Origin of the sequence: Mesorhizobium sp. B4-1-4, from assembly GCF_006439395.2 — a bacterium.
Taxonomy (GTDB): Bacteria; Pseudomonadota; Alphaproteobacteria; order Rhizobiales; family Rhizobiaceae; genus Mesorhizobium.
Genome location: NZ_CP083950.1, coordinates 4,547,856 through 4,562,549, shown reverse-complemented (window position 1 = coordinate 4,562,549; position 14,694 = coordinate 4,547,856). Strand labels below are relative to the sequence as shown.

Here is a 14,694-nt window from a genome sequence, read left to right as displayed (position 1 = left end):
CGATCGGGTATTCTGAAAGGTCTTTCGGCGCCCGGCTAAGCGCGCGCTGGACGCCATCGGCGAGCGTTGCGGTCGTCGCACATTTGTGCTTCAGAATATGAATAATCCTCACGTTTGCCAAACGTGATAAACCCTCGTATTTTTCGAGTCAAGCCATTTCCCGCAGATTTGCCGGGCGCGTTTGTGGAGACAGTCATGGAAGGCATACCAGCCAACGAACAGATCGCTTCACCGCGCCGGGCGCCAAGCCAGCAGCGCAGCCGCGAGCGGGTCGAGCGCATGCTGGCGGCCGCCTCGGCGCTGATTGCCGAGCAGGGCAGTGACGCCATGCGCATGGGTGAAGTGGCTGAACGGGCAGGGGTATCGATCGGCTCGCTCTACCAGTTCTTTCCGGACAAGCGGGCGATCGTCTGGGCGCTGGCCGAGCGCTACACCGCCGAAAGCCAGGCCTGCATCTCGGTGGCACTCGCCGGCGTCAGTGACGCTGAAGGGTTGCGACGGGGGTTTTCGGAGTTGGTCGATATTTATTATCGACTGTTCCTGGCCGAGCCGGTGATGCGCGACATCTGGTCGGGCACGCAGGCCGACAAGGCGCTGCGCCAACTCGAACTCGCCGACAGTCGAGCCAATGCTGAATTCCTCGTCGCGGTGCTGAAGCGCTTACGTCCCGGCGCCGATCCGGTCTCCCTGGAGACCACCGCGTTTCTGGTCTGGCAAATGGGCGAGGCGGCGATGCGGTTGGCAATATCGGTCGAGCGCGAGGAAGGCGACAGGCTGGTCGCCGCCTACAAGCGCATGGCACTCAGGGAATTGCTGGGCGAATAGACAGTTGAGCTTCTTCCTATCGCGCTAACAGTTGGCGAAACCGCCAGGGACGCGCTCCTCTCCCCGTATAGTGACGGGGAGAAGGGAGTTCTGCCCAACAAAAAACCCGCCACGAGGGCGGGTTTTTTGAAATTCTGCAGGCGCAACTGGCTTAGAGGCCGAAACCTTCGAAGCGCTTCTTGAACTTCGACAGGCGGCCGCCGCGGTCGAGCAGGGTCTGCTGGCCGCCGGTCCAGGCCGGATGGGTGGTCGGGTCGATATCGAGGTTCATCGTATCGCCTTCCTTGCCCCAGGTCGAACGGGTCATGTATTCGGTGCCGTCGGTCATGACGACCTTGATGGTGTGGTAGTCGGGATGGATAGCGGTCTTCATGGCTCTGTTCCTGGCTTGCCGGCGCGGCGGACGGGCATAAGCCTGCGTCGATGCGCCCCTTTTTAAAACTCGAAGCCGGAGCTATTGAAGAGCCACGGCTTCTAAAACGGTCGGCGTGCCTATACATCAGCCGAAATTGAATCACAAGGCCGCGGCAAGCGCATATTGAGGCGCATGCATCACAAGGCGGCTAGAGGAAACACCGGTATGGCGCAAACCAGCAGCGCAGAGGAGCGCAGACGCTCGCTCAAGCCGCTCCGGCGCCTGTTCCCCTATATCGGGCACTATCGCACCCTGGTCGTCGGCGCCGTCATCTCGCTGGTCATCGCGGCGGCAACGACATTGACGCTGCCGCTGGCGGTAAGGCGGATGATCGATCACGGTTTCTCCTCGTCCAGCACCACCTTCATCGCTGAATATTTCGCCGCATTGGTGGCGATGGCCGCGGTGCTGGCCGCGGCATCGGCAGGCCGCTACTATTTCGTCATCACGCTCGGCGAGCGCGTCGTCGCCGATATCAGGCGCGATGTCTTTGCCCATGTGACGATACTGTCGCCGTCCTTCTTCGACACCGCCCAGTCGGGCGAGATCGTGTCGCGGCTCGCCGCCGACACCACACAAGTCAAATCGGCGGTAGGCGCAACAGCGTCGGTCGCGCTGCGCAACGTCATCCTGGGCCTTGGCGCTGTGGGAATGATGGTGGTCACCAGCCCGAAACTATCCGGCCTGGTCATAGCAGCCATTCCCATCATCGTGCTGCCGCTGGTCGCCTTCGGCCGCTCGGTGCGGCGCAAGTCACGGCAGGCGCAGGACACGCTTGCGGACGCGACAGCCTATGCCAGCGAGCAGATCGGCGCGGTGCGCACGCTGCAAGCCTTCACCAATGAAAATCTGGTCACCGGGCGCTTCTCCGGCGCGGTCGAGGCTGCGTTCGATGCGGCGCGCGCCTCGATCTTCGCGCGCTCGTTCCTCACCTTCTTCGCCATTTTCACCATCTTCTCGTCCGTCGTGGCGGTGCTGTGGTTCGGCTCGCGCGACGTGCTCGCAGGCAATCTGTCGCCGGGCACGCTCGGACAGTTCCTGCTTTATTCGGTGTTCGCCGCCGGCGCGCTGGGCGCGCTGTCGGAGGTCTGGGGCGAACTTGCGCAAGCAGCGGGCGCGGCCGAACGGCTGACCGAGATTCTGGCCGAGAAGCCGGCGATCCAGGCGCCGGCCGATCCAAAACCACTGCCTGCGGCCGCCAAGGGCGCGATCGTCTTTGACGACGTCTCCTTTTCTTATCCAGCAAGGCCCGACCGCGCCGCCGTCCACGGCTTGAGTTTTTCGGTCAAGCCCGGCGAGAAGGTGGCCATCGTCGGCCCCTCGGGGGCCGGCAAGAGCACGGTGTTCTCGCTGATCCTGCGCTTCTACGATCCCGAAACCGGCAAGGTCATGATCGATGGTGTCGACGTGCGCCAAGCCGATCCGGTTGCGGTGCGCGAGCGCATCGCCATCGTGCCGCAGGACGTCACCATCTTCGCGGCCAGCGCGCGCGACAATATCGGTTTCGGCCGGCCGGGGGCGAGCCAGGCCGAGATCGAGGCGGCCGCCAAGGACGCGCTTGCCGACGAATTCATCCTCAAGCTCGAGAACGGCTACGACAGCCAGGTCGGCGAGCGCGGCGTGACGCTGTCCGGCGGCCAACGCCAGCGTGTGGCGATCGCGCGCGCCATCCTGCGCGACGCGCCGATCCTGCTGCTCGACGAAGCCACCTCGGCGCTCGACGCTGAAAGCGAGACGCTGGTGCAGATGGCGCTGGAACGGCTGATGCAGGGCCGCACGACCATCGTGATCGCGCACCGTTTGGCGACAGTGCTGAAGGCCGACAGGATACTGGTCATGGATGGCGGCCGTATCGTCGAGGAAGGCACGCACCAGAGCCTGGTCGCCAAGGGCGGCATCTATGCCCGGCTGGCCAAGCTGCAATTCGAGACCGGCGCCAGCGCTTTCAGGGGCGCGGCGGAATAAGGAATTTCCGATAACGCTCAGTTCGCCTCGGTTTCGGCGTAGCCGAAATTGTAACTCCAGGAGGCGTTGTCGGCCATCTTCCTGCGCGACTTCAGATAAGGGCCGATCTCCTTGGCGGGAACCCGGTCCCCGATCGTCTTGAGAAACCAGTCGACCTGAAACTCCGTCGGCGCGCTCGACCAGCGCGCCTTGAAGGCGACAAAGGGCGTGATCACGTCGTTGGACTTCTCGGGGCCCACGAACTCGGCCTTCAGGTTGTGGACGATACACTGATGGCGCTTGAACATCGGACTGCCGAGCCAGACTGGGCCGGTCCTGCCGACCATATCCGGCTCCAGCAGATTGCTGATGCCGACATCGGCCTTGAGCGGGAAGTTCTTGATGAGATCATCGGCATCGAGATCGTCAGCGGAAAGCTCGTAGGATTCGATCGTCGTGACGATGTTGCGGTCGCGGTCGTCATTCGTCGACAACGGCGCCAAGCTGGTCATGCCTGGATACTGCCGGTTGTAGTACTGGAGATAGTCGTCGGCGAGCTTGGTGGCCGATTGCGAAACCAGCCTGTAGCGCATGCTGTCGGCATCCGCGTCGCGATAGGTCGTGCGGACCGTCAGCTTCAGCGCTTCGCCCTTGAGTTTGGGAAAGTCGAACGCCTCGCTGACGAAGGTGGTCGGTTCGAAAAGCTCCTTGCGCTCCATCTTTTCGATCCGCGCGCTGCCGGCGACAATCGGCAGGGCGAAGCCATAGTCGGGTGGAACAAGGGTCTCGGCCCTGCCGCCCTGCAGGTAATTGGTCGCGTCGATCCAGTAGACCTGGCCTCTGATCGTTGCCTTGACGATGACGTGATCGAAGGCGCGGATGGTCGGCAGCATGTCGCCAAGTGCCAGCCCGCCATCGAGATCGGCCAGGGCCGGATCGGCCTGAACGCCGAGCCGGCGCAGGCTGGAGGCGAGAAGCAAGGCCTTGTCCTTGCAATCGCCGAAGCCGCTGGCGATCACAGTGCTCGGGCTGCGGGGAATGTAGGAGCCGCGGCCCATGGACAGGCTCACATAGCGGATGGTGTCCTGGACCAGCCGCATCGCCTCGATCCGGGCGCCTGGGGTGCCCTTGTGGATTTCGGTGTCGGCCATGGCCGGCGCGCAGAAAATCGCCAAGGCAATCAAGACGAAAAGCCGTGTGATCGCAGAAGATGTCACCGGAAAGCACCCCAGCCCGCATGATCCGCAAGTCTCGCAAGACACTGTCGGATACCACCAGTGATAGAAAAGTAGAGGCGATCCCGCAAGGCTGCCTCATTGCATTCCTGTTCGACGGCAGCCGCCGCAGGTCAGCGCAATCGGGATGCCACGACGGCCGATCTTATCCGCCGTAGCGCTGCTTCAGATGATTGACGAAATACACGGCGTTGAGGCTTTCGCCGGTGGCGCGTTCGAGCAGGTCCGGCGTCGACCAGCGCGACCCCTGCGACCAAATCTTCCCGCGGCGCCAGTCGTTGATGGCCGCGAAATTCCCCTTGGCAAGGTCGTCGTCGGCGGAAGGATGCTCCCGTCTCAGCGCCGCCCATTGCTGCGCCGCCATCATCGCGCCCAGCGTGTAGGAGGGGAAATAGCCGAAGGCGGCGCCCGGCCAATGGACGTCCTGCATCGGCCCGTCGGCGGGATTGTCGATGGTCGAGAGACCGAGATAGTCGCGCATCTTGGCGTCCCAGGCTTCGGGCAGTTCGGCAACCTCCAGCCCGCCTGAGACCAGCTCCTGCTCAAGCTCGTAGCGCAGGATGACATGCAAGGGATAGGTCACCTCGTCGGCGTCGACGCGGATCAGGCCGCGTTCGACGCGATGCACATGCGGCAGGATGTCGTCGAGCGACCAGGCCTCGCCGAGATGCTTTTCCACGACCGGCAGCGCCCAGCGCCAGAAGGCAGGATTGCGGCCGATCTGCTTTTCGACGAACAGGCTCTGGCTTTCATGCACGGCCATGCCGCGTGCCTTGCCGAGCGGCCAATGCGACCATGCCTTCGGCAGGTTCTGTTCGTAGAGCGCATGGCCGGTCTCGTGCAGCACGCCCATCAGAGCCGACAGGAAATCCGATGTCTTGTAACGGGTGGTGATGCGCACGTCGCTGGGCACGCCGCCGCAGAAGGGGTGGTGCGAGACGGAGAGCGAGCCGTGCGTGAGGTCGAAACCGACCGCCGCCATCATGGCAAGCCCGAGTTCGCGCTGGCGATCTATCGGATAGGTGCCCGAAAGCGGCTTCAGCGGATGCTTGCGCAGCCGCGCTTCCTGTATCGCCAGCGCCTCCGGCACGAATCCTTTGAGGAAGGCTTTCAGGTCGGCGAAGACGGGGGTGATGTCGGCGGTGCGGTTGCCGGGGTCGTATTGCTCCATCAGCGCGTCATAGGGGGCTAGGCCGAGCACGTCGGAGCGCAGGGCCGCTTCTTCGCGCACCAGCGCCACCACGCCCTCGAGCGCCGGCTGGAAGCCTGCCCAGTCGTTCTTGGCGCGCAGGTCGCGCCACAGTTGCTCGCAGCGCATGCGTGCGGTCGTGAGGCGTTCGACGAATTCGACCGGCAGGCAGGTCAGGTTGGTATATTGCCGGCGCAACTCGGCGAGAGCCGCGCGCTGCTCGTCGTCGAGCGCCTCGCTTTCGGCCGCGGCGATCCAGTCGGATATTTCCGGCGCGGTCGCCCTGGTGTGGTACATGCCGGCAAGTGCCGCCATCGCCTCGGCACGCTTCTCACCACCGCCGACCGCCATGTGGGTCGCTTCGTCGGCGCCGAGGATGGCAAGCGCGTGCTCGAGCGCTTCGAGCTTGTGGCCGAGGTCGTCGAGTTTGTGAAAGGACATGGCGGTTTCCGTGGTTGAGGACGGCGCGAAAAGACACCAACGCAAATGCGTTGGCAACCCTCAGATGCCGTCCGGCGGGTGCTCCTTGCACGGTCTATGCCGTGCATGAAATGCTGCCGGCAACACGGGAAGGGGGAGCATATGATCGGCAACATAGTGGTCGGGCTGGTGGCCTTGCTCCATGTCTACATCGTCTATCTCGAAATGGTGCTCTGGGACACGCCGCGCGGGCACAAGACATTCCGCCTGACGCCGGAATTCGCCAGTGCCTCGAAGGTGCTCGCCGCCAATCAGGGCCTCTACAACGGTTTTCTCGCTGCCGGCCTGATCTGGGGCTCTATCTCGGCGCCGCCGGCTTTCAGATCAAGGTTTTCTTTCTGCTGTGCGTGGCCATTGCAGGCCTCTACGGCGGCGCAACGGTCGGCCGCAAGATCCTGCTTGCCCAGACCGTGCCGGCGGCGATCGCCCTGATCGCGATCTGGCTCGGCTGGTGAGGAAAAGGACGCCCGCGGGATTGGGGTCCCGAAGGCGCCAGGTGGTCCCTTCCTCTTGGACCTTTGCGAACAAGGAATTCCTCAGCCGTTCGGATAGTTCCCGCCGTCGGCGCCGTCGCCGATCATGAAGCCGCTGCCGGTATCGACCCTCAGCCTCTGGTCGACATTGTCGAGACGGCGCAGCAGATCATGGTATTGGGCGGCCGGTATCCTGCCATGATCCGATGCGGCGATCCTCTCGGCCGCCTGGCTGATGCGGGCGGTGCGCATTTCCAGGCGTTCCGCCACGGCCGGGGTGATGCTGTTGGCGTCCCTGGCGTCCACAATGCCCTGGTGGACACCTTGTACCTGTCCGATAAGGCCCTCGATGCGCGGGCCGGTCATGTCGGTCGGATCGGTCGCGTCGAGCGCGCCCTTGTGATGGCCTGCGGCATAGGCGCCCGCCAGCGGGGCGGCGATGAGAATCGCGGTGAGGGTTGCAATCTTGAGAGATGCTGAAGAGCGCATGACGGCGCCTCCTTTTACATGGGAAGGGAGCGGTCTTGCCACTCCGCGTCCCGGACGCGGGCCGTCCGGTTCCGTCGCGTCGCGATGGGAGGCATCGCCGGCGGTTCTCGGCCCTGCGCAGCAAGCTAGGAGCGCTCCGGTGCGAAGTGTAATTAAAAAAAGATAATCTTTTCAGCCCTTGCCGGATTCAATGTGCGCGCTAGAGTTGAGGCGGTGAACAAGTTCGCGTGACTTTTAAGTGATGAGTAGTCACCGTTCGGTGAGCTTCAGTTCAATACGGCGGTTCTTGTTGCGCGCCTCGTCGGTATTGGCGGGATCAAGTGGCTGGAATTCACCGAAGCCGGCGGCGACCAGCCGGTTGGCCGGCACGCCATTCTCGATCAGGAACTTGACCACCGAGGTCGAACGCGCCGTCGACAGCTCCCAGTTGTCGCGGTAGCGGCCAGTACCCGAGAGCGGCTTGTTGTCGGTATGGCCGTCGACACGCAGCACCCAGTTGATCTCGGGCGGGATTTCCTTCTGCAGCTCGATGATGGCGTCGGCGAGTTTCTTCATCTCGACCTTGCCGGCGTCGTTGATCACCTCGGAGCCGGTCGGGAACAGCACCTCCGACTGGAAGACGAAGCGGTCGCCGACGATGCGGATATTTTCGCGGTCGGCAAGGATTTCACGCAGGCGCCCGAAGAAATCGGAGCGGTAGCGGTTCAGTTCCTGAACACGCTGCGCCAGTGCCACGTTCAGGCGGCGGCCGAGATCGGCGATCTTGGTGTTGGAATCGCGGTCGCGGGTCTCGGAGACGTTGAGCGCATCTTCCAGCGCTCCGATCTGCTTGCGGAGCGCGGCGATCTGCTGGTTGAGGATCTCGACCTGGCTCAGCGCCTGCTGACTGATCTGGCGCTGGCTGTCGAGTTCGCCCGATAGGGCGACCGCGCGCTGGTTGGCCGCGTCGCCGGCTCCCGCGCCTTGCGCCAAAAGCTGCTCGAGCCGGCTCTTTTCCGCCTGCGCCGCCGAAAGCGACGCCTGCAGGTTGGCCAGCGAATCCTCCTTGTCCTGCGTCGTCGAGCGCTCCAGCGCCAGGAGCTGCGTCAGTTCGTTGATCTGCGAGTTGAGGCGGTTAAGCACGGCGTCCTTGCCGGAAATCTCGCGGCCGAGCAGGAACTGCGCCAGCACGAAAACGGTGAGCAGGAACATGATCGCCAGAAGCAGCGTCGACAGCGCGTCGACAAAGCCCGGCCAGTAGTCGATGCGGCGGTCCGTACGCCGGCCCCTGGCGAGCGCCATGTCAGTGCACCCCGGGCTTCTTCAGGGCGTCGGCGATCTTTTCCAGCGTGTTGCGCATCGCCTTCTGCTCGTCTGACTGGGCCTCGACCCAGTCGCGCATGATCTGCTGCTCGGAGCGCATGTTCTTGACCAGGCCGGAAATGCCGTCGGCGAGATTGGCCATGGCGGTGGCGACGCGTGGGTTGGAGCCGCCGCCATTCTCCTGCAGGCTGCGCAGCCGCTCCGACAACAAACGGATTTCATCGGAAGGTTCGGCCTTGGCAGGATCGGAGACGACGATATCGGACGACAGATCGGTGACCGAGGACAGCCAGTTCTCAAGCTCGGTGTAGAAGCGGGTCTGGGCGCGGCCCGCCTGCAGGTCGAGGAAGCCGAGCACGAGGGAGCCAGACAGGCCGAACAGCGAGGACGAGAAGGCCGTGCCCATGCCGGCCAGCGGCGCCGACAGCCCCTGCTTGAGGGATTCGAGCACCGCGGCCGCGTCTCCGGTGCCGGGATCGAGCGATTCGATGGTCTCGCGGATCGACCCGATCGTGTTCAACAGGCCCCAGAAGGTGCCGAGCAGGCCGAGGAACACCAGCAGCCCGACCAGGTAGCGCGAGGTGTCGCGGCTTTCGTCGAGGCGCGTGGCGATCGAATCGAGCATGGTCCGCATCGAGGAGGTCGAGAAGGCCATGGTCGCGGAGCGGCCGATCATCGCTTTCATCGGCGCCAGCAGCACCGGTTCGGTGGTCTCCGAGCCGGCGCGGAAGGAGTTGACCCAGCGCACCTCGCGAAACAGCCGTCCGACCTGGGCGAAGGCGAGCAGGATACCGACCACCAGCACGCCGATGATCAGCCCGTTGAGCCCGGGATTGGTGACGAAAGCCGTCGAGACCTGCCGGGTCAGGATGGCGGCGATGAAGGCTACGATGGCAAGGAAGATTACCATGGTCAGCAGAAAAACCTGCGGACTCGACAGTTTATGCGGATCGTAGATCAGTACGTCGGAGCGCCTGCCCATGCCGAAGGATCTGAGAAAAGCCATCCGTGCCCCGTTTCCGATGCCGCTGCCGCCGATCACGTAGTTGGCGACTCTAAACGGAATTGTGACCAAATTGAATGGCGCTTGGCAATATTGCCTTGGCGCAAGTTTGCAGCTCGGAAACCGAATTCGGTTTCGACGATCAAAGGCGGTTGATGACCAGACAGTCGACCATGGCCGCCAGATGCAGGCCGGCGCCGGTGACGACAAAGCCATGCCACAACGCGTTGTGGAAGCGTAGCCCCTTCCAGGCGAAGAAAATGACACCGCAGGAATAGACGACACCGCCGGCGGCGATGAGCACGATCGACGTGGTCGGCAGCGTCTCGACCAGTGGCTTGACCAGGATGATGCCGCTCCAGCCGATGGCGAGATAGAAGCCGATCGCCAGCCGGTCGAAGCGGCCGGGGAAAAACACCTTTATGGTGATGCCTGTCGCCGCCGCGATCCAGACCAGCGCGATCATCCCGCTGGCCAGCGGCGAGCCACCGAGCTGGGCCAGAAAAGGCGTGTAGGTGGCGGCGATCAGAAGATAGATCGCGGCGTGATCGAAGCGCCGCAGGACCCATTTCGCCGGTGAGGACACCGGCCACAAATTGTAGGTCAGCGACACCGACAGAACGGTGAGCAGCGAAACGACATAGAAGGCGGCGGCGATGTATTCGCCCGGCCCGACCCGAAACGCCGCCAGCGCCAGCAGTGCCGAGCCTGCCGCGATCGCCAGCACGATGCCGACAGCATGGACAATGCCGTCGGCGATCATCTCGGCGCGCGAATAGTGCCAGCGTCCGATGAACGGAATATCGGGTTGCGGCGGTGTGTTGGTCATCTCACGTCCTGTGTCACCCTGTATCTGGGAAACCGCCGGACAGTATTTCAAGCTTTGTTTGCGGTTTTGCGACTGCGGCGCTTCAACGCGGCGGCAGCGGCTTTTTCACTGTCTTCAGCAGCGCGCGCTGGATGATCTCGTTGCCGGCGACGACCGAACCGTTGTCCAGCATGTCCTGCCCGCCCTCCATGTCGGAGACGAAGCCGCCCGCCTCGCGGATCAGCAGCAGGCCGGCGGCGATATCCCAGGCCGACAGGCCGGTTTCCCAGAAGCCGTCCATGCGGCCGGCGGCGACATAGGCGAGATCGAGCGAGGCCGAACCAAGGCGCCTGACACCGGAGACCTCGGCCATGACGTGGCGCAATTCAATCAGGAAATTGCCGTGTTGGCCGCGCCCCAGATGCGGCACGCCGCAGCCGATGACGGTGTCGACCAGCTTGGCGCGGCCGGCGACGCGCAGGCGGCGGTCATTCAGGAACGCGCCGCCGCCGCGTTCGGTCGTATAGAGCTCGTCCATGGCCGGATTGTAGATGACGCCGGCAACGATCTGGCCCTGGCGTTCCAGCGCGATCGAGACGGCGAAAAGCGGAATGCCGTGCAGGAAATTGGTGGTGCCGTCGAGCGGATCGACGATCCAGCGGTGCTGGCTGTCTTCGCCGGCGACCGTGCCGCGCTCTTCCATCAGAAAGCTGTAGCCCGGGCGCGCCTTCGACAATTCGGCGAAAACGATGTCCTCGGCCTTGCGGTCGGCCTGGCTGACATAGTCGCCCGGACCCTTCATCGAGACCTGCAGGTTCTGGACCTCGCCGAAGTCGCGCGACAGCGAGCGGCCGGCCTTCATTGCGGCCTGGACCATGACGTTGAGTAGGGCTGAGCGTGCCATAGAGTTTCTTCCTGATGCCGCGCTTTAAACTTTGTCCTGATGCATGTCGGTGACCCAAAACCGGGGCCACTTTTGGGCGACATGCATCAGTCGGCGCGGCGCACGTAAGTGATTTCGTTGGTGTCGACGATGATGCGTTCGCCGGCGCCGATGAAGGGCGGCACCAGAACGCGGATGCCGTTTTCCAGCACCGCTGGCTTGTAGGAGGATGCCGCCGTCTGGCCCTTCACCACGGGATCGGCCTCGGTGATGGTCAGCGTTACATAGTCGGGAAGCGAAATGCCGATCGGCCTCTCCTCGTAGAGCTGCACCGTCACCATCATGCCGTCCTGCAGGAACGCGGCGCGGTCGCCGACGAAATCCTTGTTCAGCTCGAGCTGTTCGTAGCTTTGGGTGTCCATGAACACCAGCGCGTCGTCCTGCTCGTAGAGGAAGGAAAAATCCTTGAGATCAAGCCGGATCTGCTCGACCGTCTCGGCTGAGCGGAAGCGCTCGTTGAGCTTGGTGCCGTTGATGAGGTTCTTCAGCTCGACTTGGTTGTAGGCGCCGCCCTTGCCGGGCTTGACGGTGTTGGTCCTGACCGCCACCCAGAGTCCGCCATCGTGCTCGATGACGTAGCCAGGACGGATTTCGTTGCCATTGATCTTGGCCATGGTGGGATGATCCGGGAATGAGATGGTCGCTGGGAAAAGCGATTTCGGGCTCCCAAGACCACAAAACACCCGAAGAGGCAAGGGAGCGAGCGGGCAGGGAGCGGCGCCGTGCGGTGCACGGGCCGTCAGGGCAGGCGATTTGCCTTCTGCAGCGCCTGCTTGGTCTGGTCGTCGTCCAAGCCTTGCAGGAAATCGTCCATCTCGGAATCGATGAGGCCGGCGCGGCGGGCGACGATGTACCAGGCGCCGGCCAGCACCAGATCAGGATCGGTGCCGATGCCTTGCATGTAGAGTTTCGCCAGGCGGTTCTGGGCGGCGACATTGCCGCCCTCGGCGGCCTGCTTGGTCCAGCCGAAGGCAGACTTCAGGTCGCGCGGGCCGCCGCGGCCCTCGATCATCCAGGCGGCGAGATCGATCTGCGCGGTATCGTAGTTCTGCCGCGCGGCCTGCGCCAGCAGGCGCCTTGCCTGGGCGTCGTCGTGCGGCTTGCCGCCGACGCCGTTGGCATAGACCTGGGACATGGCATATTGGGCATCGGCGAGGCCGGTCGCGGCGGCGCGTTCATAATAGGAGACCGCCTTGGTCAAGCCAGCATCGCCGGGATCCTGCTGCACCAGCATCTGCGCAAAATTGAACTGCGCCAGCTGGTTGCCGGCTTCGGCGGCCGCCTGCATCAGTGCATAGGCCTCCTTCGTGTCCTTCTTAACGTAGCGGCCGTCGAGCAGCATCAGCGCATATTGGAACTGCGATTCCGGCACGCCCTGCTCGGCGGCGCGCGCATACCATTTCGCGGCTTCGGCCGCGTTCAGCGGGACACCCAGGCCCCGCGACAGGATCTCGGCCACCAGCGTCTGTGCCGCCGGATCGCCGTTCTGCGCCCGCGTCAGCGCCAGATTGTAAGCGGTCTTGTAGAGCCCGCGCTGGAAAGCGCCATAGGCCGCGTCCGCGGGCTTCGCCCCGAAACGGTCGGGATTGATGCTGTCGGCCGAGGGCAGCGGTGCGGGCTCCGCCGTGGTGGCGGGCTGCGGCAGCTGCTTTTCGATCGGCTTGTCGGTGTGCACGCCGGTATCGGGCTTGGGCTGCGGCAAGGGAATCGTTTCGGCGGCGGCGGCCTGGATCATGACCGCCGCAAGCAGGGCCTGAAGGGAAAGCCTTGCCTGGGCCACATTAATCCTCGAAGCGCGGCGCGGTTTCGTCGAGCAGCGCATTGGCTTCGGCGATCGCCGCTTTCGGATCGACGCCGTCGGCGAACACCGCGGTCGACAACGCGACGAACTCGGCGCCGGTGGCGGCCACGGTCGCGACCGACGCAAGGTCGGACCCGGCCATGACGATGCAGGGGATCTGGATCATTTGCGCCCACCACTCGCCCAGTGACAGGTTGCGCGGATGCGGCTCCGGCTTGTTGTCGTAGCCGAAGCGGCCGAAGAAGATGTAGTCGGGCCTGGCTTCGCCGAGCTCGAGCGCGTCGTCGCGCGTCTTGGCGCCGCCGGCGCCGACCATCATCTTCGCCTGGAAATGGCCGATCGTCTCGGCAAGCTCGGCCTTGGAGACCTCGACATGGATGCCGTCGGCCTGGACACGGCCGGCGATGCGGGTATCGCCGGCGATGATTACGGCCACGCCCGCGGCCTGTGCCGCCGGCACGATCCGTTCGGCGAAAGCCTGGAAGGAGGCTTCGTCCATGCCATTTTCGGGCAGGATCAGCGAGGCGACGTCGCCGCCGTCGAATGCCGTGGCGATGCGGTCGGCCGGCACGCCGGGCGGCGCGATCAGCACGATGCGGCAGCGATTTGGGGGCGTTGCGTCGTTCATGGTTCTTCGATCCCGGGTTTCGCCTATGCCGGGCGAAGATGGTTGGATTGCGGCATAGAGCAAACTGCCCGCTTTGAACAGGCGGACAGTCAGGATCGCGATCTTTGGTCCGCCGGGCAGCCGGCGTAGCGCCTTACTTGGCCGGCCCCCGGGATCGAGGTGGACGGTTTCGAAGCCCCTCAGGGTCGCGCGGCTGTTCGCGCGCTCGATCGGCGACCTCGACGGCATTTTCGATCGTATCGCCGACGAGGAGACCAGCACCGCCATCATCAAGGCGCAGCCGATCCGGCGGCGGCCGCCGCTTGAGGCGGCATCGGCCTCGCGGTCTTGACTCCGCACGGCCGTGGTGGAAATGGGCGACAGGTCCATCAGATGATTGTCTGAAGAACGAGGGAGACATGGCGCAGAATATCTACGACCAGCCGGATTTCTTCGCGGGCTACAGCCAGCTTGGCCGGTCGGTCGAAGGCCTGGACGGCGCGGCGGAATGGCCGGCGCTGCGCGCGATGCTACCTGACGTCGGCGGCCTGCGGGTCGTCGACCTCGGCTGCGGCTTCGGCTGGTTCTGTCGCTGGGCGCACGAGCATGGAGCCAAGGAGGTCCTGGGGCTGGACCTGTCGGAAAAGATGCTGGCCCGGGCGAGGGTGGCCGGCCCGGATGTCGGCATCACCTATGCGAGGGCCGACCTCGACCAGCTCAGCCTGCCGCAAGACGGCTTCGATCTGGCCTACAGCTCGCTTGCCCTGCACTATGTCGAGGACGTTGCACGCCTGTTCGGCACGGTGCATCGGGCCCTGTCGCCCGGCGGCCATTTCGTCTTTTCGACCGAACACCCGATCTTCATGGCTCCGACCAATCCCGGTTGGTCGATCGATGCCGAAGGCCGCAAGACGTGGCCTGTTGACCGGTATCTGGTCGAAGGCCCTCGCGAGACTGACTGGCTGGCCAAGGGCGTCGTGAAACATCATCGCACCATCGGTACCACGCTCAACACGCTGATCCGGGCCGGATTCACGATCGCGCATGTCGAGGAATTCCGCCCGACGGACGCGCAGATCGCGGCAAGGCCGGAGTTGATGGAAGAGCTGGAGCGGCCGATGTTCCTGCTGGTGTCGGCTCGCCGATAGGACAGTCGGAAGCATAAGGCGGGTCACCGGTC

General features: G+C 64.2%; 15 protein-coding genes and 2 pseudogenes. 6 read left to right on the top strand and 11 right to left on the bottom strand.

Translation table 11 applies throughout. The annotated features are described in order from the left end of the window. Nucleotides 1-195: 195 nt before the first annotated feature. Nucleotides 196-825 (top strand): TetR/AcrR family transcriptional regulator, encoded by a 630-nt coding sequence (locus tag FJW03_RS21950; protein WP_140760982.1) that lies wholly within the window; start codon nt 196-198, stop codon nt 823-825. Between the two features lie 151 nt (nt 826-976). On the opposite strand, the gene rpmE is transcribed toward FJW03_RS21950, so the two are convergent. Continuing rightward, nucleotides 977-1,198, bottom strand: coding sequence for a 50S ribosomal protein L31 (rpmE, locus tag FJW03_RS21945; protein ID WP_140608344.1), 222 nt, complete (start codon nt 1,196-1,198; stop codon nt 977-979). 207 nt (nt 1,199-1,405) lie between these two features. Between rpmE and FJW03_RS21940 the strand changes: the two genes are divergently transcribed. After that, nucleotides 1,406-3,205: an ABC transporter transmembrane domain-containing protein gene (locus FJW03_RS21940; RefSeq protein ID WP_140760980.1), complete on the top strand. Its 1,800-nt coding sequence runs from the start codon at nt 1,406-1,408 to the stop codon at nt 3,203-3,205. Nucleotides 3,206-3,222: 17 nt separating this feature from the next. Here the strand turns inward: FJW03_RS21940 and FJW03_RS21935 are convergent, their stop codons facing one another. Beyond that, on the bottom strand, nt 3,223-4,335 hold the full coding sequence (locus tag FJW03_RS21935; protein WP_181173144.1) for a hypothetical protein: 1,113 nt from the start codon (nt 4,333-4,335) through the stop codon (nt 3,223-3,225). Between FJW03_RS21935 and FJW03_RS30105 the strand changes: the two genes are divergently transcribed. Further along, nucleotides 4,334-4,465: a hypothetical protein gene (locus FJW03_RS30105; RefSeq protein ID WP_264296484.1), complete on the top strand. Its 132-nt coding sequence runs from the start codon at nt 4,334-4,336 to the stop codon at nt 4,463-4,465. The two genes, FJW03_RS21935 and FJW03_RS30105, sit on opposite strands and share 2 nt — an antisense overlap. Nucleotides 4,466-4,564: 99 nt before the next feature. Here FJW03_RS30105 and FJW03_RS21930 read toward each other — a convergent pair whose 3' ends face one another. Next, nucleotides 4,565-6,049 (bottom strand): carboxypeptidase M32, encoded by a 1,485-nt coding sequence (locus tag FJW03_RS21930; RefSeq protein WP_140760978.1) that lies wholly within the window; start codon nt 6,047-6,049, stop codon nt 4,565-4,567. Nucleotides 6,050-6,094: 45 nt separating this feature from the next. Here FJW03_RS21930 and FJW03_RS21925 point away from each other — a divergent pair. Continuing rightward, nucleotides 6,095-6,543: pseudogene (locus FJW03_RS21925) on the top strand (DUF1304 domain-containing protein). An 81-nt stretch (nt 6,544-6,624) separates the two neighbouring features. On the opposite strand, the gene FJW03_RS21920 reads toward FJW03_RS21925, so the two are convergent. From FJW03_RS21920 to FJW03_RS21885, 8 genes are all read right to left on the bottom strand, one after another. Then, nucleotides 6,625-7,050: a hypothetical protein gene (locus tag FJW03_RS21920; protein WP_140608336.1), complete on the bottom strand. Its 426-nt coding sequence runs from the start codon at nt 7,048-7,050 to the stop codon at nt 6,625-6,627. A 249-nt stretch (nt 7,051-7,299) separates the two neighbouring features. Next, a complete protein-coding gene (locus FJW03_RS21915) occupies nt 7,300-8,331 on the bottom strand; it encodes a peptidoglycan -binding protein (RefSeq protein WP_140608334.1) in 1,032 nt (343 codons plus the stop codon). Nucleotide 8,332: 1 nt separating this feature from the next. Further along, nucleotides 8,333-9,358 (bottom strand): MotA/TolQ/ExbB proton channel family protein, encoded by a 1,026-nt coding sequence (locus FJW03_RS21910; protein WP_140608332.1) that lies wholly within the window; start codon nt 9,356-9,358, stop codon nt 8,333-8,335. A 139-nt stretch (nt 9,359-9,497) separates the two neighbouring features. Beyond that, nucleotides 9,498-10,184, bottom strand: a complete 687-nt coding sequence (trhA, locus tag FJW03_RS21905; RefSeq protein WP_140760976.1) for a PAQR family membrane homeostasis protein TrhA — start codon at nt 10,182-10,184, stop codon at nt 9,498-9,500. Nucleotides 10,185-10,266: 82 nt separating this feature from the next. Continuing rightward, nucleotides 10,267-11,067, bottom strand: a complete 801-nt coding sequence (locus tag FJW03_RS21900; protein WP_140760974.1) for an inositol monophosphatase family protein — start codon at nt 11,065-11,067, stop codon at nt 10,267-10,269. A gap of 86 nt (nt 11,068-11,153) precedes the next feature. Then, the gene (efp, locus tag FJW03_RS21895; protein WP_019861758.1) at nt 11,154-11,720 is read right to left on the bottom strand and encodes an elongation factor P; all 567 of its coding nucleotides are present in this window, start codon (nt 11,718-11,720) and stop codon (nt 11,154-11,156) included. A gap of 125 nt (nt 11,721-11,845) precedes the next feature. Then, nucleotides 11,846-12,886 carry a tetratricopeptide repeat protein gene (locus FJW03_RS21890; protein WP_140608326.1) on the bottom strand — a complete coding sequence of 347 codons (1,041 nt, stop codon included), beginning with the start codon at nt 12,884-12,886 and terminating at the stop codon, nt 11,846-11,848. Nucleotide 12,887: 1 nt separating this feature from the next. Beyond that, nucleotides 12,888-13,535 (bottom strand): thiamine phosphate synthase, encoded by a 648-nt coding sequence (locus tag FJW03_RS21885; RefSeq protein WP_140760971.1) that lies wholly within the window; start codon nt 13,533-13,535, stop codon nt 12,888-12,890. Between the two features lie 184 nt (nt 13,536-13,719). On the opposite strand from FJW03_RS21885, the pseudogene FJW03_RS21880 reads away from it, so the two are divergent. Together FJW03_RS21880 and FJW03_RS21875 are read left to right on the top strand one after the other, a co-directional pair. Beyond that, nucleotides 13,720-13,866, top strand: a pseudogene (locus FJW03_RS21880) (Lrp/AsnC family transcriptional regulator); the annotation flags it as partial. A 67-nt stretch (nt 13,867-13,933) separates the two neighbouring features. Beyond that, nucleotides 13,934-14,662 carry a class I SAM-dependent methyltransferase gene (locus tag FJW03_RS21875; protein WP_140760969.1) on the top strand — a complete coding sequence of 243 codons (729 nt, stop codon included), beginning with the start codon at nt 13,934-13,936 and terminating at the stop codon, nt 14,660-14,662. The last annotated feature ends 32 nt before the right edge of the window (nt 14,663-14,694 follow it).

Bases quoted from the DNA above. Each gene is read 5' to 3' on its own strand.
- FJW03_RS21940 (WP_140760980.1), top strand. From the start codon at position 1,406: ATGGCGCAAACCAGCAGCGCAGAGGAGCGCAGACGCTCGCTCAAGCCG.
- FJW03_RS21950 (WP_140760982.1), top strand. From the start codon at position 196: ATGGAAGGCATACCAGCCAACGAACAGATCGCTTCACCGCGCCGGGCG.
- trhA (WP_140760976.1), bottom strand. From the start codon at position 10,184: ATGACCAACACACCGCCGCAACCCGATATTCCGTTCATCGGACGCTGG.
- FJW03_RS21935 (WP_181173144.1), bottom strand. From the start codon at position 4,335: ATGGCCGACACCGAAATCCACAAGGGCACCCCAGGCGCCCGGATCGAG.
- rpmE (WP_140608344.1), bottom strand. From the start codon at position 1,198: ATGAAGACCGCTATCCATCCCGACTACCACACCATCAAGGTCGTCATG.
- FJW03_RS21885 (WP_140760971.1), bottom strand. From the start codon at position 13,535: ATGAACGACGCAACGCCCCCAAATCGCTGCCGCATCGTGCTGATCGCG.
- efp (WP_019861758.1), bottom strand. From the start codon at position 11,720: ATGGCCAAGATCAATGGCAACGAAATCCGTCCTGGCTACGTCATCGAG.
- FJW03_RS21875 (WP_140760969.1), top strand. From the start codon at position 13,934: ATGGCGCAGAATATCTACGACCAGCCGGATTTCTTCGCGGGCTACAGC.
- FJW03_RS21900 (WP_140760974.1), bottom strand. From the start codon at position 11,067: ATGGCACGCTCAGCCCTACTCAACGTCATGGTCCAGGCCGCAATGAAG.
- FJW03_RS21920 (WP_140608336.1), bottom strand. From the start codon at position 7,050: ATGCGCTCTTCAGCATCTCTCAAGATTGCAACCCTCACCGCGATTCTC.
- FJW03_RS30105 (WP_264296484.1), top strand. From the start codon at position 4,334: ATGGCCGGCGCGCAGAAAATCGCCAAGGCAATCAAGACGAAAAGCCGT.
- FJW03_RS21915 (WP_140608334.1), bottom strand. From the start codon at position 8,331: ATGGCGCTCGCCAGGGGCCGGCGTACGGACCGCCGCATCGACTACTGG.
- FJW03_RS21910 (WP_140608332.1), bottom strand. From the start codon at position 9,358: ATGGCTTTTCTCAGATCCTTCGGCATGGGCAGGCGCTCCGACGTACTG.
- FJW03_RS21930 (WP_140760978.1), bottom strand. From the start codon at position 6,049: ATGTCCTTTCACAAACTCGACGACCTCGGCCACAAGCTCGAAGCGCTC.